At 39.3% G+C, this 24,613-nt stretch carries 27 protein-coding genes, 4 tRNA genes and 1 riboswitch; of the genes, 20 read left to right on the plus strand and 11 right to left on the minus strand.

Annotation, left to right across the window (positions count from 1 at the left end):
• Positions 1–1,053 (minus strand): 23S rRNA pseudouridine(1911/1915/1917) synthase RluD, encoded by a 1,053-nt coding sequence (rluD, locus tag SOI81_RS13480; RefSeq protein WP_016142026.1) that lies wholly within the window; start codon positions 1,051–1,053, stop codon positions 1–3.
• Positions 1,054–1,124: 71 nt separating this feature from the next.
• Here rluD and comL point away from each other — a divergent pair, with 71 nt between their 5' ends.
• Positions 1,125–2,288, plus strand: coding sequence for an outer membrane protein assembly factor BamD (comL, locus tag SOI81_RS13485; RefSeq protein WP_262458081.1), 1,164 nt, complete (start codon positions 1,125–1,127; stop codon positions 2,286–2,288).
• A gap of 157 nt (positions 2,289–2,445) precedes the next feature.
• Complete coding sequence (gene dnaG / locus SOI81_RS13490; protein WP_320540908.1) at positions 2,446–4,314, plus strand: DNA primase; 1,869 nt, start codon at positions 2,446–2,448, stop codon at positions 4,312–4,314.
• Here dnaG and hemA read toward each other — a convergent pair.
• Positions 4,311–5,594 carry a glutamyl-tRNA reductase gene (gene hemA / locus SOI81_RS13495; protein WP_239975513.1) on the minus strand — a complete coding sequence of 428 codons (1,284 nt, stop codon included), beginning with the start codon at positions 5,592–5,594 and terminating at the stop codon, positions 4,311–4,313. The genes dnaG and hemA overlap by 4 nt on opposite strands.
• A gap of 88 nt (positions 5,595–5,682) precedes the next feature.
• Between hemA and SOI81_RS13500 the strand changes: the two genes are divergently transcribed.
• From SOI81_RS13500 to panD, 11 genes are all read left to right on the plus strand, one after another.
• A complete protein-coding gene (locus SOI81_RS13500; protein WP_239975526.1) occupies positions 5,683–7,392 on the plus strand; it encodes a tetratricopeptide repeat protein in 1,710 nt (569 codons plus the stop codon).
• 4 nt (positions 7,393–7,396) lie between these two features.
• A complete protein-coding gene (lolB, locus tag SOI81_RS13505) occupies positions 7,397–7,975 on the plus strand; it encodes a lipoprotein insertase outer membrane protein LolB (RefSeq protein WP_182004533.1) in 579 nt (192 codons plus the stop codon).
• Between the two features lie 18 nt (positions 7,976–7,993).
• Complete coding sequence (gene ispE, locus SOI81_RS13510; RefSeq protein ID WP_239967516.1) at positions 7,994–8,827, plus strand: 4-(cytidine 5'-diphospho)-2-C-methyl-D-erythritol kinase; 834 nt, start codon at positions 7,994–7,996, stop codon at positions 8,825–8,827.
• Positions 8,826–8,900 (plus strand) — tRNA-Gln (locus tag SOI81_RS13515). Before ispE ends, SOI81_RS13515 begins: the two co-directional genes overlap by 2 nt.
• Before the next feature lie 26 nt (positions 8,901–8,926).
• Positions 8,927–9,001, plus strand: a tRNA-Gln gene (locus SOI81_RS13520).
• Positions 9,002–9,021: 20 nt separating this feature from the next.
• A tRNA-Gln gene (locus SOI81_RS13525) sits at positions 9,022–9,096 on the plus strand.
• Positions 9,097–9,187: 91 nt separating this feature from the next.
• Positions 9,188–9,262 (plus strand) — tRNA-Gln (locus tag SOI81_RS13530).
• 36 nt (positions 9,263–9,298) lie between these two features.
• Positions 9,299–10,249 carry a ribose-phosphate pyrophosphokinase gene (gene prs / locus SOI81_RS13535; RefSeq protein WP_002120445.1) on the plus strand — a complete coding sequence of 317 codons (951 nt, stop codon included), beginning with the start codon at positions 9,299–9,301 and terminating at the stop codon, positions 10,247–10,249.
• A 97-nt stretch (positions 10,250–10,346) separates the two neighbouring features.
• Positions 10,347–10,643, plus strand: coding sequence for a 50S ribosomal protein L25 (gene rplY, locus SOI81_RS13540; RefSeq protein ID WP_016142033.1), 297 nt, complete (start codon positions 10,347–10,349; stop codon positions 10,641–10,643).
• A gap of 20 nt (positions 10,644–10,663) precedes the next feature.
• Positions 10,664–11,245: an aminoacyl-tRNA hydrolase gene (pth, locus tag SOI81_RS13545; protein ID WP_016142034.1), complete on the plus strand. Its 582-nt coding sequence runs from the start codon at positions 10,664–10,666 to the stop codon at positions 11,243–11,245.
• Between the two features lie 131 nt (positions 11,246–11,376).
• A complete protein-coding gene (gene panD, locus SOI81_RS13550) occupies positions 11,377–11,757 on the plus strand; it encodes an aspartate 1-decarboxylase (protein ID WP_016142035.1) in 381 nt (126 codons plus the stop codon).
• Between the two features lie 59 nt (positions 11,758–11,816).
• Here the strand turns inward: panD and SOI81_RS13555 are convergent, their stop codons facing one another.
• Positions 11,817–12,368, minus strand: a complete 552-nt coding sequence (locus SOI81_RS13555) for a GDYXXLXY domain-containing protein (protein WP_239975512.1) — start codon at positions 12,366–12,368, stop codon at positions 11,817–11,819.
• Positions 12,365–14,149 (minus strand): DUF2157 domain-containing protein, encoded by a 1,785-nt coding sequence (locus tag SOI81_RS13560; protein WP_239975511.1) that lies wholly within the window; start codon positions 14,147–14,149, stop codon positions 12,365–12,367. The genes SOI81_RS13555 and SOI81_RS13560 overlap by 4 nt, the downstream gene beginning before the upstream one ends.
• Before the next feature lie 176 nt (positions 14,150–14,325).
• Positions 14,326–14,476, plus strand: a riboswitch (FMN riboswitch).
• A 90-nt stretch (positions 14,477–14,566) separates the two neighbouring features.
• Here SOI81_RS13560 and ribB point away from each other — a divergent pair.
• Positions 14,567–15,226, plus strand: a complete 660-nt coding sequence (ribB, locus tag SOI81_RS13565; RefSeq protein WP_239975510.1) for a 3,4-dihydroxy-2-butanone-4-phosphate synthase — start codon at positions 14,567–14,569, stop codon at positions 15,224–15,226.
• Between the two features lie 47 nt (positions 15,227–15,273).
• On the opposite strand, the gene SOI81_RS13570 is transcribed toward ribB, so the two are convergent.
• Positions 15,274–15,948: an HAD-IA family hydrolase gene (locus tag SOI81_RS13570; RefSeq protein WP_239975509.1), complete on the minus strand. Its 675-nt coding sequence runs from the start codon at positions 15,946–15,948 to the stop codon at positions 15,274–15,276.
• Between the two features lie 97 nt (positions 15,949–16,045).
• On the opposite strand from SOI81_RS13570, the gene thiED reads away from it, so the two are divergent.
• A complete protein-coding gene (thiED, locus tag SOI81_RS13575) occupies positions 16,046–16,813 on the plus strand; it encodes a hydroxymethylpyrimidine/phosphomethylpyrimidine kinase (RefSeq protein ID WP_016142040.1) in 768 nt (255 codons plus the stop codon).
• Positions 16,814–16,857: 44 nt separating this feature from the next.
• On the opposite strand, the gene lysM is transcribed toward thiED, so the two are convergent.
• From lysM to SOI81_RS13605, 6 genes are all read right to left on the minus strand, one after another.
• On the minus strand, positions 16,858–17,331 hold the full coding sequence (gene lysM, locus SOI81_RS13580; protein ID WP_016142041.1) for a peptidoglycan-binding protein LysM: 474 nt from the start codon (positions 17,329–17,331) through the stop codon (positions 16,858–16,860).
• Positions 17,332–17,517: 186 nt separating this feature from the next.
• Positions 17,518–17,754 (minus strand): acyl carrier protein, encoded by a 237-nt coding sequence (acpP, locus tag SOI81_RS13585; RefSeq protein WP_001279871.1) that lies wholly within the window; start codon positions 17,752–17,754, stop codon positions 17,518–17,520.
• Positions 17,755–17,838: 84 nt separating this feature from the next.
• Positions 17,839–18,573, minus strand: coding sequence for a 3-oxoacyl-ACP reductase FabG (gene fabG / locus SOI81_RS13590; RefSeq protein WP_002120395.1), 735 nt, complete (start codon positions 18,571–18,573; stop codon positions 17,839–17,841).
• Entirely contained in the window at positions 18,570–19,556 is a 987-nt protein-coding gene (gene fabD, locus SOI81_RS13595) for an ACP S-malonyltransferase (protein ID WP_016142042.1), read from the minus strand. Before fabD ends, fabG begins: the two co-directional genes overlap by 4 nt.
• Before the next feature lie 151 nt (positions 19,557–19,707).
• Positions 19,708–19,893: a 50S ribosomal protein L32 gene (rpmF, locus tag SOI81_RS13600; protein ID WP_000290730.1), complete on the minus strand. Its 186-nt coding sequence runs from the start codon at positions 19,891–19,893 to the stop codon at positions 19,708–19,710.
• A gap of 74 nt (positions 19,894–19,967) precedes the next feature.
• Entirely contained in the window at positions 19,968–20,528 is a 561-nt protein-coding gene (locus tag SOI81_RS13605) for a YceD family protein (protein ID WP_002120393.1), read from the minus strand.
• 96 nt (positions 20,529–20,624) lie between these two features.
• Between SOI81_RS13605 and SOI81_RS13610 the strand changes: the two genes are divergently transcribed.
• From SOI81_RS13610 to rluB, 5 genes are all read left to right on the plus strand, one after another.
• Entirely contained in the window at positions 20,625–21,287 is a 663-nt protein-coding gene (locus SOI81_RS13610) for an elongation factor P hydroxylase (protein WP_224993260.1), read from the plus strand.
• A gap of 90 nt (positions 21,288–21,377) precedes the next feature.
• Positions 21,378–21,995 (plus strand): L-threonylcarbamoyladenylate synthase, encoded by a 618-nt coding sequence (locus SOI81_RS13615; RefSeq protein ID WP_239975508.1) that lies wholly within the window; start codon positions 21,378–21,380, stop codon positions 21,993–21,995.
• Positions 21,996–22,219: 224 nt separating this feature from the next.
• Positions 22,220–23,011: a segregation and condensation protein A gene (locus tag SOI81_RS13620; protein ID WP_031945544.1), complete on the plus strand. Its 792-nt coding sequence runs from the start codon at positions 22,220–22,222 to the stop codon at positions 23,009–23,011.
• The gene (gene scpB, locus SOI81_RS13625) at positions 23,008–23,604 is read left to right on the plus strand and encodes an SMC-Scp complex subunit ScpB (RefSeq protein WP_016142047.1); all 597 of its coding nucleotides are present in this window, start codon (positions 23,008–23,010) and stop codon (positions 23,602–23,604) included. Before SOI81_RS13620 ends, scpB begins: the two co-directional genes overlap by 4 nt.
• Before the next feature lie 41 nt (positions 23,605–23,645).
• Complete coding sequence (rluB, locus tag SOI81_RS13630; protein ID WP_016142048.1) at positions 23,646–24,569, plus strand: 23S rRNA pseudouridine(2605) synthase RluB; 924 nt, start codon at positions 23,646–23,648, stop codon at positions 24,567–24,569.
• Positions 24,570–24,613: the final 44 nt, after the last annotated feature.

Below are 24,613 nucleotides of genomic sequence, written 5' to 3' on the forward strand. Positions count from 1 at the left end.
TTAATATGCAGCGTTTTCTGAACGTAACACATTCACTAAATGTGTAAAGTCTTCAGGCCACGGCGCTTCAAACAGCATTTCTTCACCAGTACGAGGGTGTTTTAAGCCTAATTTAGCTGCGTGCAATGCTTGACGTTTAAAACCGCGTAAAGTTTCAATCAGTAATTCAGATGCACCAGCTGGCACACGCACACGATTCATATAAACCTGATCACCAATCAAACCGTAACCAATATAACTAAAATGCACACGGATCTGATGTGTTCGACCTGTTTCAAGGCGCGCTTGTACACGGGTAAAATCTTTAAAACGTTCTTTTACATTGTAGTGAGTTACTGCATCTCGCCCACCCGGTAAAATTGCCATTTTTACACGATCTACTGGGTGACGTTTGATTGGTTCATCAATCGTACCGCCAGCAATAATATTTCCATAAACAACCAAGTCATATACACGATAAACCGATTTATTCGCCAATTGTTTACTTAAAGAAAATTGAGCTTCTAATGTTTTAGCAACAACCAGTAAACCACTGGTATCTTTATCAATACGATGTACCAAACCAGCACGCGAAAGTTCTGCCAATTTTGGAGCATGGTAAAGCAAAGCATTCACTAAAGTTCCAGAACTATTGCCTGCTCCTGGATGTACCACCATGCCTACTGGTTTATTAATAACTAAAATATCATCGTCTTCATAGACAATATTAAGTGGAATATTTTCAGGTTGACTCGTTGTCTGAGCTTCAAGCTCTACTTCGAGCGTAAGCAACTCAGTTCCTTCACAACGGTGCTTAGGCTTGACGATGTTACCATTCACCAACAGATGGCCATCCTTCAACCATTGCTTGAGCTTTTCACGTGAAAACTCGCTCCACACCAAGGCTGCTACTTGGTCGATACGTTGTCCCAGATAGGTTTCATCTAGCTGAACTTGCAACGATAAACGTGTTGCAGTTGTATCAGAAGTATGGTTATCTGCATCCTCAGAATCTTCAAGTAAATTGAAGTCGGTTTCAGAGAAGTTTGTGTTTGAAGATTGTGCTGAAGTCATTTGATCATTGAGATAAAAGTGGTTTAATAGCGCAATTGTAGCTCATTGCCCAACATAACAGAGGAGTTTTTATGTCGCTACCACGTTATAAAATTACGATGCTTGCCTTATCTTTAGGTGTAGCGTCTGCATTTGTGGGCTGTAGCAGCAATCCAAGTAAAAAAGAAGTGGTCGATACTGGCCCTCAATCTAGTGAACAAGCTTACTTCGAAAAAGCCCAAAAGTCGCTTGACCGCGGTCAATATCTTGATGCGACCAAGTCCTTAGAGGCAATCGATACCTATTATCCGACTGGACAATACGCACAACAAGCACAACTTGAACTTCTATATTCGAAATTTAAACAAAAAGATTATGAAGGCGCGATTGCCTTAGCAGAACGTTTTATTCGTTTAAATCCTCAACATCCAAATGTGGATTATGCTTATTATGTTCGTGCTGTTGCCAATATGGAGCAAAACTACGACAGTTTGATGCGCTATACCTCTTTGCAGCAATCTCACCGTGATGTGAGTTATTTAAAAGTTGCGTATCAAAACTTTGTTGATTTAATTCGCCGTTTCCCAAGCAGCCAATATTCTGTTGATGCTGCTCAGCGTATGAAATTCATTGGGCAAGAACTTGCTGAAAATGAAATGACTGCTGCTCGCTTTAATGTTAAACGTAAAGCTTGGATCGCCGCTGCGGAACGTTCACAATGGGTGATTGAACACTACCCACAAACGCCTCAAGTTCCAGAAGCGTTAGCGACTTTGGCATATAGCTATGACAAATTAGGTGATAAAGCGACTTCACAACAATATATTGAAGTTTTAAAGCTTAATTACCCAAGCCTTGTGAAAAAAGACGGCACAGTTAACATGCGTGCTGCCCGTAAAGAAGGCAACTGGATTAACCGTGCAACCTTGGGTATTTTCGGTCGTGAATCGACTGCTGCAACACCAGAGACCACAACTGAAGCAGAAGCTCCAAAACGTGGTTTCCTCAATCGTGTTAGCTTTGGTTTAATTGGCAATTCAGATAAAGAAGAAGCTGAAGCACCAGAACAAAAACCTGTAGAAGCGCCTAAGTCTGAACGTAGTTGGACAAACCGTTTAAGCTTCGGTTTATTAGATAAACCTGAGCAACAAGCAGCAGAAAATACAACTGTTGCGCCAGCCGTAACCTCTACTGAGGCTTCAACTGATGTGCAATCAGATGAAGCAACTCAAGATGCGGATGACGCTGCTCAATAAGTTTAAGCTTTAAAAAACATCAACAAACAGGCAAGTGATATCACTTGCCTGTTTGTTTTTATAAAATATTAAAATATTTATTGGGCATATCTCGATTCATCATGTCAGAATATTCTGACTTACTGTCTCATCAAGTTTTAATACGGTTATCTGAATTATGGCAATTCCACAACATACGATTGATCAAATTCTAGATCGCACAGATATTGTCGATCTGATTGGTCAACGTGTGAAACTGAAAAAGACCGGACGTACATATTCCGGCTGTTGCCCATTTCATCAAGAAAAAACACCATCGTTCCATGTCTACCGTGACAAGCAGTATTATCACTGCTTTGGTTGTCAAGCTAACGGAAATGCAATCCGTTTTCTCATGGATATCGATAACCGAAACTTTATAGAGGTAATGAAAGAATTATCGAGTAGTACTGGAATTGAATTACCCAAAGATAATACTGAAAATAAAAAACTGTCTTATACCCGTCAGGTTACCAAGCCACCTGTTGCTAAAACAAATACGGCTGAGCCTGTAACTCCACAGCAGCCATCAGATGAAAGCTACAACACGCTTGAACCAGTATTCTTTGATGACCCTTTTGCTCAGTTCGAACAGCCGTTTAGCTTTGATGAACTGGTTCAAGAAGGTAATTTATATGACTTACTGGAAAATGTTGCTCAGTTCTATGAACAACAATTACCTCATAGCCAAAAGGCAAAAAATTACTTTAAACAGCGTGGTTTAACCAATCAGACGATTCAATTTTGGCGTTTAGGCTATGCTCCAGAAGACTGGCAACACCTAGAGAAAGCCTTTCCCTATGACATTGACGGCTTAAAACAACTTGGGCTTATCCGCTCAAGCGATAATGGCCGTGATTTTGACCTATTACGTGACCGCGTTATTTTTCCAATTCGCGACCCTAAAGGTCGAGTCGTTGGTTTTGGTGGTCGTGCCTTAAACGATGAAATCAAGCCCAAATATATTAACTCACCGGACTCAGAAGTCTTCCACAAAAATCAGCTACTTTATGGGCTTTATGAAGGTAGAAAACTTAAATCTAGCGATTGGTTAATGGTCGAAGGTTATATGGATGTCATTGCGCTTCAGCAATATGGCATTACAGGGGCCGTAGCAACTTTAGGGACTGCAAGTAATACAGAACATCTTAATATTCTATTTAAACAAAATAGCCGCATTACCATTGCTTTTGATGGTGATGCAGCAGGTCAAAAAGCAGCGCGCAGAACTTTAGAAATTGCATTACCACTTCTTAATGATGGCCGTGAACTTAAATTTTTTGTTCTACCGAATGATCATGACCCCGACTCTCTGATCCGCCGAGAAGGGCTCGAAAATTTCCAAAAATTATTACAACAGTCCCCTCTTTTGTCAGATTTTGTGTTTGCGCACTTAACAGGTCAACACGATATCAGTACACCTGAAGGGAAAAGTTTAGTCATGGGAGAACTCAGGGAGCTGACTGAACTCTTACCTAAACAAGGTTCGTTCCGTTACTTACTTACTCAATCTTTCCGTGAAAAACTCGGACTTGGTAAACGTTTTACCCCACAAATCAGTCACGATGCTTCACTCTCATTTAATATTCATACAAAAGATGAAGACTTTGCGATAGCAATTTTAATGCATCATCCTTTTCTTTATATTCATTTTGAAGGATTGCGAGCCTATATTCACCAAGATGAATTATTGGCCAAAGTACTGGCTATCTTAAATCGTATTTTTGATGATTTACCGGATGACCAAGAGCTGGCAACTTATTATGTGCTTGGTGCTTGTAGTAATTACTGTCATGAAATCGCCGATATTATGCAAAGAACAAACATTCAAGCATTAACACAGGCTCCTGAAGTAGCTGACAAGTTAGCCAAAGAATATTCATTAAGTCTGCAAGAAAGATATTTACGTCAAAAACTTAAATCGCCGATTTCTTTAATTGAATCAAGAAATCTAAGACAACAACTCAATGAGTTAACAAAACAAATTAGCTTAAAGCTGTTGTCTTAATGTTTTGGTTTACGCTCATGATCAAAGACATCCTGTAAATGCTGTTGTAGCCATTCAAAATAATCAGGATTTTCTGCTTTAGCAGCTTCACGTAGTAATATCGATGTAGGATGCATAAGTTTTTGCGTCAAACGGTGGGCAAATTGCTGTAATACTTGTTCGGCATTATCACCATGATGCAAAGCTTCTAATGCATGCGTAAGCTCTTGTTGACTAATCTCTTCACTGTGTTGGCGATAAGCATGAATGGTACTACCAGCCTCTTTAACCTTTTGATGAGTAATAAGCTGAGTCGCTAATTGATTCACCATCACTTCCGCTTCAACTGCCGCCTGACGACGCTGAGCGAGGTTCTCATCAATCACACTTTGTAAATCATCCACACCATACAAATAGACCCCATCAAGTGCTTCAACTTTAGGATCTATATCACGTGGCACTGCTAAATCAACCATCAACATTTGTTGGTAGCGACGTTTTTTTAATGCGGTCTTAACATCAGAATAAGCAATAACTTGGTATAAACTACCGGTACAGCTCGACACAACATCAGCACGATATAAATTCTCTGCTAATGCTGAAAACTCAATAATTTCAACTTCAACCTGATGTGCAATTTCCTGAGCCAACTGATCAGCGCGCTCACGGCTACGATTACAAATAATAATCTTCGCAACACCCATTTCAGCCAAATGTTTAGCCACCAAGCTATTCATTTCACCCGCCGCAACCACCATGACGGTAAGTTTTTCAGGCTTACTAAAAACCTGTAAAGCCAGTTGTGCAACCGCATAACCCATTGAAACAGCATGACTACCTACCGCAGTTTCGGAACGTACACGTTTAGCAGCATAAAAAGCATATTCAAAAACACTGTTCAATTCAGGAGAGACCGTTTGGGCTTCTTTAGACAATGCTAAAGCGCTTTTAACTTGCCCTAAAATTTGCGGCTCACCTAGCATAAGAGAGTCTAGACCACTCGCTACTCGCATTAAATGTGTAATTGCCTGCGTGTTCTCGTAACGATAAACATGATGAATTAACTGCTTTACATCAATATTATTGGCATCGGCTAACCATTTTAGAAGGCTTTCGGCATTTTCAGCCATGGCATAAACTTCTGTACGGTTACAGGTCGAGACGACCACCAAATCCTTTAGGTTTTGGTGATGGCGTTGTTCGGCAAGCAAACGACTTAATCGCTCTGCATTGAAAGCAATTTGTTCGCGGAGTTCTACAGAAGCTGTTTGATGGTTGACACCCAATGCAAAGAAAGACATATCAGATCATCATTTCGCTAAATTTATGCTATTGTGCAACATCGGTGTCATAAAAAGCATTACTTTGGATCAATAAAAATTGCGTCAAATGAATAGCCGTATTAATTTTAACGGTGCTTCGATAAGACAGTATTCTACCACATTCTTATTGTTAGGTAGCATGTCCTCATATGTCTATGCGCGTCCTGTGCAAGAGACCTATGCCGTGCATTCGTTTGATCAGGCATTAGAGCAATCCATGGTTGCTGAATTTGCGCTAGCTTATGACGATATTCCAAACGCTTTGCACAATTACACAGTGCTCGCAATTAAAAGCAACTCTACCTCAATTAAACAGCGAGCTTTAGACGTTGCACTTGAATATAATGATTTACAAGCTGCGTTAAATATTGCTACACATTGGGTCGCTCAAGAACCCAAAGATGTACCTGCTTTATTCTATTTGTCACATATTGCTTTAAAAACACACGAATACCAGCTTGCTGCTGAGACATTAGATAAAATTTTAAAGATAGATCCCACTGCTGATCTAGAACAGATTTTAGCCAGCATTGCCCCAGAAAATGCACAAGATCGAGATGTCTTATTAACAGCTTTACGCTCGAGCGCAGAAAAAGCCAATCCTTCTATCTTAGCGCTCATCGCCAATTTAGAAGCGCAAAATGGTCAATTACAAACTGCGCTAACCAACATTAACAAAGCCTTACGCCGACGTCCTAAAGTAACCAGCTTTATTTTAATGAAAGCAAACTTGCTTATCGCTCTCAGTGATCAAGAAGGTGCACTTAAATGGTATGCAAAATCGAGCCGTAAAAATAAGAAAAATTTAGATATTCGTTTAGCTGAAATCCGCTATCTCATACAAATTAACCAATCTGAGCTTGCGTTAGAAAAACTTGAAAAAATTATAGAAACGAACCCTCAAGCTGAAGAAGCATTATTTATTGCAGGCTTAACGAGTATTGATTTAAAGCAATATGACAAAGCGGAACAATATCTTGTTGACCTACGCAACTCGGCTAAATACCAAAATGAAGCGTATTACTACTTAGCGATTAATGCAGAACGTAAACAGCATTATGAAACTGCAAAAGCTTACTATCGTTTAGTTGATGGTAGTTTATACGTGGTATCAAGACGCAATCTGATTGCAATATATGATAAACAAGAAAATTTACACGATGCTTTACGGTTCCTTACTCAAGAACGAGTAAATTATCCCCAACATGCAAGTTTTTTATATCAAGCCCAAGCTGAAATCTTAAAGAAAATGGGCAATAAAAAAGCTGCATTAAATTTATTAGATGAAGCAATAAAAAACTTACCGGATGATCCGGAACTGATTTATGCGGAAGTTTTATTACTTGATCCATATACGGACCGCGACAAACTCGACAAAACATTAAAGCAATTATTACAACTTGAGCCTAACAGCCCAACGTATCTAAACGCATATGCTTATACTTTAGCTCTGCAAAACCGCAGGTTAAAAGAAGCACGTCAATATGCTGAACAAGCTCTGGAATATGCCCCTGAACAAGCCTCAATCCTTGATACGCTAGGCTATATTGCATTTTTACAGAATGATTATGAAGCTGCGGCAGAAGCCTTAGGCAAAGCATATGAACTTAGCCATAATATAAATATTGGCGTTCGTTATGCTAAAGCTTTGTATATGCAAGGGTCACTCACTCAATTTAGCGCAGTGTTACAACAACTGAAACAAAAACATGCCAATGATCCACAATTACAACAGCTTGATGCGTTAATTTTACCTACATCTGCAAAAAAGAGTTAAATATATGAGCAAATTTGCCCAACTGTGCACAGCGATCTGTGGATCAAGTGTATTATTTCTAACCGGTTGTCAGCATTTTACTCAACCTAAACCTGCGGTTACCCAACAAGTTCAAGATGAAAAACACTTTAATTTACAAGGTAAAATTGGAGTCCGTACACCACAGCAAACTGGTAGTGCTTTTTTTACTTGGCTTCAACAGCAAGATAATTTTGATATCGAGTTAAGCGGTATTTTAGGCGTTGGAAAAACTCAAATTCAGGGTAAACCAGGCGAAGTCACTTTAAATAGTGCTAAAACAGGACTTATTACAGCTGCCTCTCCAGAAGAACTTTTAGAGCGAGCAACTGGTTGGCAAGCACCGATTACGCACTTAACGAGTTGGATTTTGGCAAAACCCGCAACATTAAATGCGCAAGTTACCAAAGATGCTGCAAATCGAGTGAGCCAACTCATTGAAGATGGCTGGACCGTGAATTTCAGTTACGATGGTGAACAAACTTTGCCAAACAAACTGGTTTTAAAGCAAGCTCTTGCTGAAGATAAAGAAAACCGTATTACAATGGTCATCCAAAACCGCTAAGTCTAATTATATAAATCTATGATTCGAGTTCCTTCCCCTGCTAAGCTCAACCTGTTTTTACATATTACAGGCCGACGCGAAAATGGTTACCATGAGCTACAAACCATTTTCCAACTTATTGATTTATATGACTGGATGACATTTACGCCTACTTCAAATGAAGAAATCGAAATTGATGGTTTGAGTGAAGTTCGACCTGAAGAAAATTTGATTTATCGGGCAGCGCAAATATTAAAGCCACATGCAAAAAAGTTTTGTGGTTTAGACATCAAAATTGAAAAAAATATTCCAATGGGTGCAGGTCTAGGCGGTGGTTCATCCAATGCCGCCACCACGCTTATTGTGTTAAATCAATTATGGGAATGTGGCCTGAACCAAGAACAACTTGCGGACTACGGTGTAAAGCTAGGTGCTGATGTTCCTATTTTTATTTATGGTAAAAATGCATGGGCTGAAGGCATCGGCGAACATTTATCATTCATAGACTTAGATCAAAAACAGTTCATTATTTTAAAACCTGATTGTTTTATCAGCACTCAATTGCTTTTTTCACAAAAAACATTGACAAGAGACTCTAAGACCACTAAATTTTGCGCCTATCAGTTAGAGCCTTCTAATTTTGGAAATAACTTTGAGCCACTGGCTCGGCAGTTATACCCTGAAGTAGAAGAAGCAATGCAATATTTAGATCAGTTTGGTCAAGCAAAGCTTACAGGTACAGGTGCTTGTGTTTTTACTGAAGTAACAAATGAAATGAATATTGATGAAATTCTTAAGCATTCACCATGTAAATCTTACTTGGTAAATAGTTTAAAAGAATCTCCTCTTAATCATTTTAAGGTTACACGTTAGGGGCGTCGCCAAGTGGTAAGGCACCGGGTTTTGATCTCGGCATCCGTTGGTTCGAATCCAGCCGCCCCTGCCAACCTCACCTGTAATGATGATTATATTAGGGGCGTCGCCAAGTGGTAAGGCACCGGGTTTTGATCTCGGCATCCGTTGGTTCGAATCCAGCCGCCCCTGCCATCATATATATCATCGAATTTAGGGGCGTCGCCAAGTGGTAAGGCACCGGGTTTTGATCTCGGCATCCGTTGGTTCGAATCCAGCCGCCCCTGCCATTCTCTTATTTTAAAGACAGACTTAATTGCTATGCTTTTTGTTGATTAATCTTGACATTGCATTGCAAAAATATTAAAGTTCTGCCGCATTAGGGGCGTCGCCAAGTGGTAAGGCACCGGGTTTTGATCTCGGCATCCGTTGGTTCGAATCCAGCCGCCCCTGCCATCTATTTCATTACATACCAACCGCCAAGGGTGCTTCATGCCCAATCTTGTCGTTTTTAGTGGAAATGCTCATCCACAGTTCGCTCAAAAAGTCGTAAGTCACTTACATATCCCTCTAGGTGCTGCATCAGTCGGTCACTTTTCTGATGGAGAAATTTCAGTAGAAATTACTGAAAATGTTCGTGGTAAAGACGTATTTATCGTTCAGCCTACTTGTGCCCCTACCAATGATAACCTTATGGAAATCTTGGTTATGGCAGATGCTTTGCGTCGTGCAAGTGCTGGTCGTATTACCGCTGTTATCCCTTATTTTGGTTATGCTCGCCAAGACCGTCGTCCACGTTCTGCACGTGTGCCGATTACAGCTAAAGTTGTCGCAGACATGCTTACCACTGTTGGTATTGACCGTGTCGTGATGATCGACTTACATGCTGACCAAATTCAAGGTTTCTTCGATATTCCAGTCGACAACATCTACGGTACTCCTGCTTTGCTTGCTGACTTACGTCAACAACAACATGACAACCTTATGGTGGTTTCTCCTGACGTTGGTGGTGTAGTACGTGCGCGTGCTGTTGCCAAACAGATGGGTGACATCGATTTAGCAATTATTGATAAACGTCGTCAGAAAGCCAATGAGTCGCAAGTTATGCACTTAATTGGTGACGTAAAAGATCGTGATTGCGTTATCGTAGACGATATGGTTGATACTGCTGGTACATTGTGTAAAGCAGCTGATGCGCTTAAGCAATTTGGTGCACGTCGTGTAGTTGCGTATGCAACTCACCCTGTACTATCAGGTAAGGCTATTGAAAACTTACGTAATTCAGTTATTGATGAACTGGTTGTGACTGATACCATTCCTCTTTCTGAAGAAGCATTGACCTTAGGCAAGATCCGTCAGGTTTCTGTTGCTAGCATGGTTGCTGAAACGATTCGTCGTATTAATAACGAAGAGTCTATCAGTGCAATGTTCGATAGTTTATAATATTGCAGCTTTTTCTAAACCCTAGCTTTGGCTGGGGTTTTCTATCACTAAACTGGTCGCAAGTTTAGTCTATTTAAACTTTAATGAGGATTTACTCATGGCAAACTTCGTATTAAACGCTCAAGCGCGTGCTGAAGACAAACAAGGGAAAGGTGCGAGCCGCCGCCTTCGTCGCGAAGCTTTAATTCCAGCTATCATTTATGGTGGCAATGCTGAGCCTGTAACTGTTACTTTAGAACTTCGTGAGCTTGTAAAAGCTTTAGAAAACAATGCTTTCTTTGAAGAAGTTGTAGAAATCAAAGTGGGCGACAAAGTTGAAAACGTTAAAATCCAAGCGTTACAACGTCACCCATCTAAAAACACTCCTATGCACGCTGACTTCAAACGCGCATAAGTGTTTAAAGGCGTAGATTAGTGTCAAATATTTCGCTAATTGTTGGTTTGGGCAATCCTGGTTCAGAATATGCCCAAACCCGCCATAATGCAGGCTTTTGGTTCATTGAACAGCTTGCTGATAAATATGGCATTACATTAAAAAATGATCCGAAATTTCACGGAATCAGTGGACGTGGTAATATAGAAGGACACGACGTCCGTCTACTTCTACCCACTACATTTATGAACCGTTCTGGGCAAAGTGTAGTTCCATTTGCAAAATTTTATCAAATTGCTCCCGAAGCAATTTTGATTGCTCATGATGAACTTGATATGAATCCTGGTGTTATTCGCCTTAAAACAGGCGGTGGTCACGGTGGTCATAACGGTTTACGTGACATTGTCCCTCATATTGGTCCAAATTTTCACCGTTTACGTATTGGGATCGGACATCCTGGCTCAAAAGAGAGAGTTTCAGGTCACGTACTTGGAAAAGCACCAAGTAGTGAACAAAGTCTGATGGATGCAGCAATTGATCATGCCCTTTCTAAAGTGAAGCTACTTGTTCAAGGACAAGTTCCTCAGGCCATGAATCAAATTAATGCATATAAACCCACTTAAATTGTTGAACAATCATGCTTGCTATCTTGCTTTTTTAGGAGCAAAATGCGCATCAGCCACTTTGCCAACCGCAAAAGCTAAAGATTTCACCATAAGATCTACATCTTAGGTCTACTCAGGAGACGCTAGCCATGCTATCTCGTTTATTAAAATGCAAAATTCACCGTGCAGTTGTAACCCATGCTGAGCTTCACTATGAAGGTTCTTGTGCAATTGATGGCGTATTGATGGATTTAGCTGGTATTCGTGAATATGAAGAAATTCATGTTTGGAATGTAACCAATGGCAAACGCTTCACGACTTATGCGATTCGTGGTGAAGATAACTCTGGCATTATTTCAGTAAACGGCGGTGCTGCACATCAAGCAGATGTTGGCGATTTAGTTATTATTGCTACGTTTGGTGATTTCACCGAAGTTGAAGCAAATGCTCACAAACCACGTTTGGTATATGCAAACCCAGATAATACAGTCAACCACACAGCGAATTGCATTCCTGTACAAGTTGCCTAATTAAAAATTTAAAAATAAAAAAAGCCCGCATCGACGGGCTTTTTTTATTTTTATAAATCCTAAATAGTTCCTTCCCACCAATTCTTTTGTTTTTCACAATTTAAAGGTTGAAGCCCTTCCCCTCGCAAATCAGATAGAATCGCTTCGCCTTTAGGATTTACCTTAAATTCAGCATATTTGGCTTTTTCATAACATTGAGCCAAGCCTTCTGCAAATAAGAAACTCCGCGAGGATGGATATAAAGCCTGTAAACGATTTTCAGGATTTTTTAAAATTAATCTTTGCCCAGTAAATGAATTATTAATATCTAGAATTGTACCAACTACACGATTTTGTGAGTCCAATATAACTTTTGCTGGGATGGAAGAATGATTAAAAATCACCTGATCTATAGCCTCACTCTCACTTCCTGAAAGAGCTTTAAGAGATTGTAAATGTAATTCATAAGCCAGTGCCATATAGTCGCCTTGTAAGATTGAACGAGGATCAACTGGTTTAAGCTCAACGAAAATACTTTTACTATGGTGCAGATGCCATTCATTTTTGACTACTAACGTTGCGAAAAATAACATCGTGGCTAATGCAAGAATTAGAGAAAAATACTTCTTCATTCTTTCTCTCCTCCAATAAGACCATTTTTATTTTCACGGTGAAGCAACCACGACAGAGCCAATAGAAAAATACCAGAAATAAAAATAGATAAACTCTTAGCTAGAAAAGTTATTTGTAGGTTGTAATAGAGCTGCCAGAACACTAAAACGAATACAGCTAAGCTAACTCCATAAACAATCCGATCTTTACTTTTTAATGCCCACGTTAAGATAGTAAACAATATGAAAACTTCGAAATATCCCAATGCAATAAGTAACACACCAAAAATTAAAAAAGCGGAAAAAGTGATTCCCTGAAGTTCTCTATATAAATGAAAAACACTAAAGCAAAGTAACCAAACACTAGGCAGAAAATATAGAACCCACCTATGTTGATCTATTGAATTTTCTGGAACGAGTCCCATAAAAGTATCGAAAAAAGAAGCGACTAGCATGACGACTAGCACACATAAAAAAATACTACGCTCATATAGAGCTAGTGATTTTCTCTTAGGTAAGAGCACCAAACTAAAAACAAAATAATTGAGCAAAGTTAAATTTAAATAGGTTTGAGTAGAATGTATTGACCATAATGAATGGTCCAGTTGTAGCAAATAGATAAAAGCTAGGCCATACGTAGCAAGCATTTGAATTAAAATGAAGAACCAATGCGGTTTAAGGAAATAACTAATACATAGAATAAAAATCTGTGCAATTAAAACCCATAGCATCTGATCTGTTTCTGAACTAAGATGAAATAAGAAAGCAGTCTGTCCACTGATAAATAAACAATAAGCAAATTGTCGAAAGAAATAACGTTGCGATTTTTTTAAAAGCACGATAGCAAATGCTACGAAAATAATTCCAATGACTAAAGAAATGGCTTCCCAAAATACGAGCGTAAAAGCTGCAAGCGCTAAACCTGCAAGCCAAGCACCAATTGCCATTGGAATGATATAAAAGCGGCTTTGACGAAAAATTTTTATTAAAAGATAGCTAATCAGCGCAAACCAAATAAAAATAATGCCCGCAATCAATAAAAAGATGAACTCATTAGAATCTTTAAATAGATGATTAATCCCATCTACAAGCCATATGGTAGCCGTTACACCAAGAATAGCAGCCATTAAACTGGCACATAATTGATCATCTTTTTTGAAGAAATAGTAAAAAGCAATTATTCCGGAAAAGAAAGCAGAGATCAGATAAGGAATATTCTCATTCGATAAATATTGAATCATTCCAATGATTGAAATAACTGCAAACCAAGCAATAAAGACAAACCTTAAAGCACGATATTTCTTTATACATATCCAAAATTCTATAAGGCTTAATAAATTTAGAATGAATAGATATAAATACGGAAATTTTTCTAACCAAAAAGTCTGCTTAAAAAATAAAAAAAGTGTAAGTTGGCTGGTAATACAAATTAAAGCGAAGATGCCAATATTCGGGCGGTATAACCACGGTAATAAAAGCAATGTCCAAATTAAAAAAAGCAAATAACTGTCTGCCCCAGTTTGATAAACTTGTCCAATTACAGCCAGACTTAAGCCTATCATCAAACCACAAACGCTATGTAAGGTCTGCCTAACCCCATCGCTTAAAGTATCTTTTATGCTAAACCAAGCTGTGACAACTAATATAGCGGGCGGGATAGCGAGTTGAATACTGTCTGGAAGCATTAACCAGTTAGCAGCAATTAAATACAGAATACTTACCGCCATAAATATATAACTGAAAATATGGAGATGCTGAATAAATGAGCTACTGGTAAGAGGGTAATCGTCTCTTATCTGCATGAAACACCTATTTTATTTATAATTTTCTATAAAAAACATAGCATTCCATTTTCATATCAACAAGTAAGCTCTTGTTAAAAAGCCTAATTCTATTTATGAAAATACTTATTCATAAAGAAACTTAGCATTCTATAAAAGCATCTAGCCAATTTTATCAAGCGCGCTATAATAAAACCCATCGCTTCAGGGCGGGGTGCAATTCCCCACCGGTGGTAAAGTTAATTTTTATAATTAGATTAACAAGCCCACGAGCTTAAATTATGTAATTTGAGCAGATTTGGTGAAATTCCAAAGCCGACGGTATAGTCCGGATGAAAGAAGACGACGAACTGGGATAAATCCGTTTTATTTCAGTGCCAGCCTGTTTTTACATCAGTCCTGAAATGTTCCACCGTATTTTTACGAGAGCGTTTCATTATGTCTAGCTTAATTCAACCAGAACTTTTTTTCTCAGCCCTCTCTCCTGCTGAACAACGTATTCAACAAGCATTAGAAGATATCCGTCAAGGCAAACCTGTCTTGGTTATGGATGACTTTGACCGCGAAAATGAAGCAGATTTAATCGTTGCAGCCGAAACTTTAACAGTAGAAACAATGGCACGTATGATCCGTGATGGCTCAGGGATTGTATGTTTATGCCTTACAGAAGAGCTAGCAGATCATCTAGAACTCCCTCCAATGGTTTCTCAAAACTCAAGTCAGTTTCATACTGCTTTTACAGTGACCATTGAAGCAGCTCAAGGTGTAACAACCGGTGTGTCAGCTAAAGACCGTGTTACTACCATTCAAGCTGCAATTAAAGATGGTGCTGTCGCAAGTGATCTTAATCGTCCAGGCCACGTTTTTCCTTTACGTGCACGTAATGGTGGTGTGCTTACTCGTCGAGGTCACACTGAAGGAACAATTGATCTAGCAAGATTAGCAGGACTAAAATCTGCTGGTGTGTTATGTGAATTAACTAACCCAGACGGTACTATGGCATCAGGCATTCAAGTTTTAGCATATGCTCAAACTCATCACTTAACTGTGATTACGATTGAAGAACTTGTTCAATACCGTCAACAGCACGGTATTTAAATAAAAAAGGTTTGGCTTTAGATCAAAGCCAAACCTTCAATTAAAATTTAAGATACTTTCTTTTGGGTTGCCTGCCCTTCAACGTATTCCAAAAGTTCAGAAAATTGCGTAATCATTGCTTTTGGTTGTGCTTGAGCGAGCTCTTCAGGTGTTCCATAACCATAAGTTACTGCTACCGCCTCAATACTATTATGGCGTGCTCCTAAAACGTCATATTGACGGTCACCCACCATTAAGCATTCTTCAGGGTTTAGTTGCTCACACTCAAGAATATAATGGATAAGCTCAGCTTTATTGGTCCGTTCACCTGTTAACTCACTACCGTAAATATGTACAAAGTATTGGCTTAATTCAAAATGATCCAAGATACGCTTTGCATAAATCGTTGGTTTAGCGGTTGCGACAAATAAGCGATATCCCTCTTCTTTTAATGCACTAAGTGTTTGCGCAACAGATGGATATACTTCATTTTCAAATAAACCCGTAACCGAAAAACGCTCACGATAAGCAAGTAAAGCTTGTTCAGCTAAAGCATCATCTTGTGTGTCTAGAAGTTTCGCTAATGAAGCTTTTAAGGGGGGACCAATTGTCCAGTCAATATTTAAATCGGCAGCCAATGGATAACCTAACTTATCCATTGCATAGCGAATTGAAGTATGGATTCCAACTTTTGGGTCTGTTAAGGTTCCATCTAAATCAATCAAAATATGTTTTATAGCCATTCAATCACTAACCCAGTAAAGTATTTAATTCAATCGGTCGAGAGTTTAATCAAACTCTCTTATACTAACGTAAATTTAAATTGAAAAGGAAATAACCGTGCGTCCAACCGTACTTTGTTTCTCGGGTTTAGACCCTTCAGGTGGTGCAGGTTTACAAGCCGATATCGAAGCAATTGGACAAAGTGGTGCCCATGCAGCAATTGCATGTACTGCCCTCACCATTCAAAACTCACAACAAGTATTTGGCTTCGAAGCAACCTCAAAAGAACTTTTATTAGCACAAGCAAATGCAGTGGTAGGTGACTTACCAATTAAATGCGTTAAATCTGGCATGCTTGGCACTACAGATAATATTGCTGCTCTAGCTGAATTTCTTCGTGCACATCCTGACTACCAATATGTACTTGATCCTGTTTTAGTCGCAAACAGTGGTGGTTCTTTAGGTGATCAGGCAACTCTGGTTAAAGCTTTCGTTGAGCTTATTCCTCTAGCAACGATTATTACTCCAAATACCGTTGAATTACGCGCTTTAACAGGTATTACTGATTTAGATCAAGCCACTCAAAAGTTATTTGAAATGGGTGCTAAAGCTGTTTTAGTCAAAGGTGGACACGAAGATACACCAGATCATATTAAAAATAGTTTATACATTAACGGTGAACTGGCAGCGACTAGTAGCTGTCCTCGCCTTGAAGGTGAATATCACGGATCAGGTTGTTCATTAGCTAGCTTTATCGCAGGGCGTTTAGCTTTGGGTGATTCTTTAAAAATTGCGGTACAACATGCTGAAACATGGTTATTCGGTGTTTTAAAAAATGCTGATACCCCTGTACCAAACGGACAAAAGATTCCAAAGCGATTTTAAAAAGCACAAAAAAGGCGCTTTAAGCGCCTTTTTATTAACCTCAATTATTGAGGAATACGTAAAACTTGTCCTGGGAAAATTTCATCAGGATCTTTTAACATTGGTTTATTTGCTTCAAATATTTTTGGATACTGATTTGCATCACCGTAAACTTCTTTCGCAATTTTTGAAAGGTTATCACCAGATTTCACTGTATAAAATTTACTTTCTGGTTCAGGCGTTGCAACAGTCATCTGGTCATCTACTTGTGCCACATGATCAATGTTCCCAACAATAAGAATAATTTTCTCTTTATCTGCTTGGCTTTTTACCTGTCCTTTAATAGTCGCGGTATCGGTAGTACCGTTATAGGTTACAGATAAGCCCTCTACCCCTAAGCCTAAACTTTTAATTAAACCTAATAATTTATTTGCAACTTCTTGTGCAGAAGGTTCTGCTGGTGTTGCCGGAGCTGGTTGTGGTTCTGCTGGAGCGGTATTTTTCTTACCAATACCTTTTACAAAATCAAAAAGACCCATCTTTTAGTCCTCATATTATTGTTTATAGTAAAGTCATTAAACTGACCTCTATTGTTATACTTCAAAAAAGTCATGCCTCTGCTATCAATTGAGGTTGATCTTGTAAAAATATGTATCTCTTAATTTTTTCTCTCATAAAAAAAAGCCACCTTACGGTAGCCTTCTTTTTATTCAGCAATATGCGAATTAACCAAGTTTTTTAGTTACATAGTCAATTGCAGATTGAACTGTAGTGATTTCGTTAGAATCTTCATCAGGGATAGTGATGTCGAAGTCATTTTCGAAAGACATAACAAGTTCAACTAAATCTAAAGAGTCAGCACCTAAGTCATCCATAAAAGATGCTTCGTTTTTAATCTCTTCAGCTTTAAGACCAAGTTGTTCTGCAACCGCTTGTTTAACGCGTTGTTCGATATCGCTCACAGGAATTCTCCTCATTGCTTGTGGCGTTTAATTTGCCACTAGTTTAATTGAATATAAAAATTTTTAAAAGTTTATACATCGGCGTTAGGCCATGTATAAACCACCATTTACATGTAATACCGTACCGGTAATGTAACCTGCTTTATCACTTGCAAGGAAACTCACCGCATTTGCGATATCTTGTGGCTCACCTAAGCGATTTAAAGCCACTTGATCACTCATTTTTTTGCGAATGTCTTCACTAAGTGCATCTGTCATTTCTGTTGCAATAAAACCGGGTGCCACACTGTTTACAGTAATTTGGCGGCTGCCCATCTCTTTTGCAAGGCTACGGCTGAATGCTTCAATACCTGCTTTAGCAGCAGAATAGTTCGCTTGGCCTGGGTTTGCAAAGTGAGCTACAACAGAACTGATATTAATAATTCGACCAAAACGTGCCTTAGTCATCCCCTTAAGCACACGTTTAGATAAACGATAAACTGCTTTCAGGTGAATATTGAGAATGTCATCCCAATCATCTTCAGACATACGAAGCAACAAATTGTCTTTCGTAATACCTGCATTGTTAACTAGAACAAGTACAGGACCATAGTTCTGTTCAATATGAGAAACGACTGCTTCAATCTCATCGAGATTGCGCACATCGAGCGCCAAACCTGCACCTTGCTCACCAAAGCTATCACTTAACTTTTGTGCACCAGATTCAGAAGTCGCAGTACCTACAACAAAATAACCGTCTTGAATAAGTTGCTGGGCAATGGCAGCGCCAATACCCCGACTCGCGCCCGTTACTAATGCAACTTTGCGTTCTTGTGTCATGCAATTTTTCCTTCTGCCACTAAAACAGCATTTAGGGCATCTTCCATTTTGCTCTTACTATCAATAGAAAAAGCTTTTTCGATATTTGGTAAACGCTTTGCGAGATTACTCAATACTGTACCAGGACCACATTCAACAATGTAATGTATGCCTTGGTTTTGTAAAAACTGCATCGTATCTGTCCATTGTACAGATTGGTACAATTGAGCAGTTAATGCCTGACGCAATTGAGCAACATCGGTAGCTATTCCCGCGTTGACATTTTGTATTACAGGAATGGTAGGTAGCTCAATGGCAGTTTGTTCCAAAGCTTCTGCAAATTTCTCTGCAGCAGGTTTCATTAAAGAACAATGCGAAGGAACCGATACAGGTAAAGCAATTGCTTTAGCAGATTGTTCTTTTGCCAATGCCATAACTTGTTGTACAGATGCAGTACTACCCGCAATTACAACTTGGCCTTGTGAATTATAGTTTGCAGCTTCTACAGAACCCTCACCTGACGCACTCACAGTTTGACAAAGCTCAACCACTTTTTCATCAGCCAAACCAAGAATTGCAGCCATAGCCCCTTCCCCTTGAGGAACGGCACTTTGCATCAGTTTGCCACGCAAGTTAACTAATTTAACTGCATCTGCCAAGCTCATAGAGCCTGCAGCAACCAATGCACTGTATTCACCTAATGAATGTCCTGCAAGATACTTAGGTGCCAGACCACCTAAATCAAGCCATACACGCCATAAAGCGATACTGGCAGTTAATAACACAGGTTGGGTATTTTCTGTTTGGTCGAGACCTTCACCACTTTGCGCAATATGCCACAGATCAAATCCAAGAGCATCTGAAGCTTCCGCAAAGGTTTGCCCGACCCCACTAAACTGTTCAGCTAGTTCAGCAAGCATACCGACTTTTTGTGAACCTTGACCAGGAAACACAAACGCAGTTTTTGTGGCTAAAGCTACTTGTTCAAGACGTTTAGCAGACATAAGAAATCCTTTTTTGGGTTTTCACTCATTTCTGGAGCGGAAATTTAACATGTTATTTATATATTTATAATTGCGAAAAACAACAAAAAAAGGGAGCTTTCGCTCCCATTTTTTCTATACTTAAGCATCACGCTTAATGCATATCATGCAATTATTCAGCATCAGCTGCTTTAGCGAATAATTGACGACCACGGTAGAAACCGTCTTTAGTCACGTGGTGACGACGATGAGTTTCACCAGTTGCTTGGTCTACTGTTAATGCATTCTCGGTTAAAGCGTCATGTGAACGGCGCATGTCACGGCGAGAGCGACTTTTACGGTTTTGCTGAACGGCCATGATGGCTCCTTACAAAGATCGAAAAAATGGATCAGAACAAATTCAGTTGTCTTATCTCATAATTATAACACAAATTATGAGTTAAGTTTACCCTTCAAACCTGCCAAAACATCAAACGGATTATCCCGTTTTTCTTCGACAACATTTTGAATGGTAGGTTGATGTTTATGTTCACAAGCATCATGCTTGGGAGATAAAGGCATCAACAATAACAGTTCATCTTCTAGTAATGCGAGTAAGTTAATCGAGGCAGGCGTATCATAATCGCCTTTCGTCGAAGACTCACTTTCACCTAAAACGATGAAATCAGCATCCTCATCCAAGCGCTCTATCAGTGACTCATCATCCACTAATGCAATATGGAAGTCTAAGACAAGAGGCATTTCAACAGGTTCCAAACAACGTTGGCACTCCATTGGAACTTTCGTGTCCATATGACCGTCCATCCACACAATGCGATGATATGCATCCATTGATAGCTTACAGTCTATGTTGATCAATTGATTATCAATTGATCCAACAGCTTCACGAGCGATACGAGCAAAGCGAGACAAGGGCAGTTGACCTGACCATGTAAAGCCTTGTTCAGCCCATTTAAACGGCTCAATCTGTGCCGGAAAGGTATTTGCTGACATAATTAAGGCGGCAATTCTACAAATTCATCGGTACTCTGTCAAAGATTAAGATACAATTTTGCACTTCTTTAGACAGAACTCGGGGTAAATTAAGCAATGCACCTGTTGCAGCCGCAACCTGAAGTTAACACTTCATTACTCGTTTGCACCCATTCAACCCATCAGAACACGCTTGTACCTGACCCAGTGCAACTCTCACCATGGTCAAGCTCAAAATCGGAGTCTGAGCAAGTTGATTGGCTTATTTTACACTTTAATCACTGGTTTTCCCACCATAATGTGACATTAGTTCGTGGAGATTTTGAACCAGAATATTTCCCTGCAACAAATAAAGATCCTGCCAAGATTCAATTTGCTCATGGTTTCTTTAATAGTGCCCTACATGAAATTAGTCATTGGTCTATTGCGGGTGAAAAAAGACGTCTATTACCAGATTTAGGATATTGGTATGCACCTGATGGTCGTACCCAAGAACAGCAAAGTTTATTTGAACAAGTAGAAATTAAGCCTCAAGCAATTGAATGGTTATTTGCACAATCTTTTGGCAGAAAATTTAGAGTATCTCTCGATAACCTGACGGGTGATAGTGGAGATGGCAAACTATTTAAAGATAATGTCTATGCTCAAGTGCAACGTTACTTTTCGGGTGAAGCCAAGCTCCCCCGTGATGCAGCTGCATTTATTGGTTTTATTTGCCAATGCACACGTTCAGGTACACCTTTACAATTAAATGAATTTAAACGTGAACTCCTTGATTAATTGACAAAAAAACTACGTTAATTGCTTGCCTAGGTTATTTAAAAAGCCTAATAATTATTTTTAACACTGGCGTGATGGAGTCTCTAAAATATGATGCATTTACATGTACATCCTGAAAATCCACAGCAACGCCTCATTTCCCAAGCGGTTGAACGTATCCGAGCAGGAGATGTTGTGGTCTACCCTACCGACGCAGCCTATGCAATTGGGTGTCAAATCGGTAATAAAAGTGCCATGGAACGTATTGCACAGATACGTGGTTTAGGACCTAAGCATCAATATGCCATTATGTGCTGCGACTTATCAGATATTGCGACTTATGCAAAAGTTGATAATGCGACATACCGTTTATTGAAAGCGAATACACCAGCGATTACTACGTTCATTTTACCTGCAACAAGTGAAGTTCCTCGTAGATTGATGCATCCTAAAAAGAAGACGATTGGTTTACGTATTCCAAGTAACCCGATTTGTCAGGCTTTATTACAAGAACTTGGTGAACCACTACTTACCAGTACATTAATTTTACCGGGTCAAGAAGACCCTCTAGATGACCCTTACGATATTGAAAATCAGCTAGATAAACGAATTGATGTATTTATTGACGGTGGTTTTGGTACGTTAACAAGTACAAGTATTATCGATTTATCGGGTGAACATCCTGAGATTATCCGTCGTGGTGTTGGCGATGTAAGTGCTTTTGAATAAGCACTTACATTTTTTACCAATAGTTTAAAAAAATATATTATCACTCAAAAAAATACTCTTTATTTATTTTGGATTTTTTTTACACTTTAGTCGTTAAGTAATTTATTAAAAGATATAATTCATTTAGAATGATTTTCACTATCTGCTGTTCTTCTACTTACAGCTGTCTTTGACTTGAATAACAAGTCTCATGCTTTTGAAAATTCGCGTGGCTTATAATCGTAATGAATCAATCACTTCATCAATCCATGGAAGACGCTCCACACATCCGTGTTTTAGATGAGTGGCATGACAAGATTCCTGAAGATCTCTATATACCTCCAGCTGCATTTGAGATTTTGCTCGAGCACTTTGAAGGTCCACTAGATTTTTTAATCTATCTGATTCAAAAAAACGGTTTCGATTTAATCCAACTCGATATTGCACCTATTGCGACTCAATATTTAGCCTATATGGATAGTATGAAGTCTTTAAATATCGAATTAACCGCAGATTATATGGTGATGGCTGCTCTATTAGCTGACCTAAAATCTCGCCTGCTTTTACCGAAACCTACAATTATAAGCATTGAAAAAGATCCTAAGCAGGAACTTATTGATCGTCTTGAAACTTATCTACGTATTAAGCAAGCAGCTGAGCGTTTGGGACAAATGCCAATTCTCGAGCGTGACACGTTTAATGCCAATGTAAGTTTAGGTCATATCGCTCCTATTTATGAAGGCTACGATATTTCAGCGCTACATGATGCTCTGTTCTGTGTCTTTAATCGCCCAGAACCTGTTACACATGTCATTGCTCAAGAACCTGTTTTACTAGAAGAACGTATTGCATATATTGAAGAGAAATTAGAGTCTGGTGACGTGTTAAGTTTTAAAGAATTACTCAATCCCCAGCAAGGTCGTATGGGAATGGTTGTTACATTTATGGCGGTTTTAGAATTAACCCGCCAACAGAAAATTAAAATTATTGCCACTGGTATTGAAGCTCCCCTAGCAATTCAAGGGTCTTCACTATGAGTAGTTTTGAACAAAATAATAATGATTTGTCATTAGCTGACATTCATCACGAAGTTTTATTACAACTTGAAGCAATTATTTTTGCCAGTGACGCGCCTGTTTCAATTGCCCGCTTAAAAGAAGCATTTAATAATCAGTATAATAAACAACAGCTTCGTCAGCTTTTACAACAGCTCGCGTTATTACAGCATGGCCGCTCTATTGAGCTGATTGAAACAGCGCAAGGGTTTCGCTTTCAGGTAAGATCTAAATATCGTAGTATTATTGCGCAAATTTGGCCAGAGCGACCAACAAAACTGTCGCCTTCATTACTAGAAACCCTGGCTGTCATTGCTTATCATCAACCGGTTACCCGAGCTGATATTGAACAAATTCGTGGTGTATCTAATAATAGTCAAATTCTTAGAACACTATTTGACTGGAACTGGATTAAAGAAGCCGGTTTTAGAGATTTACCCGGAAGACCTGCGTTGCTAATTACAACGCCTCAGTTTCTGAATGCTTTTGGTCTAGCTTCTCTAGGCCAATTGCCTCCCCTACAGAACGCCAAGGAAGCCTTTATGGCTCTCGATGCAAATGCACCGAAATCATAAAGAGGTGGACTGTTGATCATTATGTCTAAGGTTGTGCTGTCATGAGTGAAAAATTGCAAAAAGTATTAGCGCGAATCGGATTAGGTTCCCGCCGATATATGGAAGAGGTTATTGCCGCAGGACGCGTGAGTGTAAACGGTCGTGTTGCCCAAGTGGGTGAGCGCATTGAACCAGGCGATGAATTACGCATTGATGGCCGTAAAGTTCAGTTTCAGATTGAAGACGAAATTCGTCGTCGTGTACTGATTTATTATAAGCCTGAGGGTGAAATCTGTTCACGTAATGACCCTGAAAAACGCCCAACCGTATTTGATCATTTACCACAAATTGCGAATGACCGTTGGGTAATGGTAGGCCGTCTAGATATTAACAGTACTGGTTTATTACTTTTCACGAATGATGGTGAACTTGCTAACCGCTTAATGCACCCATCTAATGAAATTGAACGTGAATACGCAGTTCGAGTAATGGGTGAAGTAACACCAAAACTACGCCAAAACATGGTTAACGGAGTAGAGCTTGAAGATGGTCCAGCCAAATTCGAATCATTCTCTGAAATTGGTGGTGAAGGTATTAACCGCTGGTATCAAGTGGTAGTGAAAGAAGGCCGTAACCGCGAAGTACGTCGTATTTTCGAATCGCAAGATCTTAAAGTAAGTCGTTTATTACGTACACGCTACGGTACTGTTATTTTACCACGCGAATTACGTACTGGCCGTTGGATGGAACTCGACAAAACCGATATCGACAACTTAGCAAAATCAGTTGAGTTAAAACCACGTCAAGGTACAGGTTTATTTGGTATGGCAAAACGTCGTACTGACCGTATGACTGAAAAACCAATGGCAGCACGTCGTGGTGGTTACTTACGTCAACAACGTCGCGATGATGAAAAAGAAGCTCCTGTTAACACGGGCAACCAACGTAAAGCGACTGGTTTTAACCGTGGTTCAAAGAAATTCTAAACATTCATAAGATGTAAAAAAAACCGCTCAAATTTGAGCGGTTT

This window comes from Acinetobacter pittii (assembly GCF_034067285.1).
GTDB classification, from domain to species: Bacteria; Pseudomonadota; Gammaproteobacteria; order Pseudomonadales; family Moraxellaceae; genus Acinetobacter; species Acinetobacter pittii_E.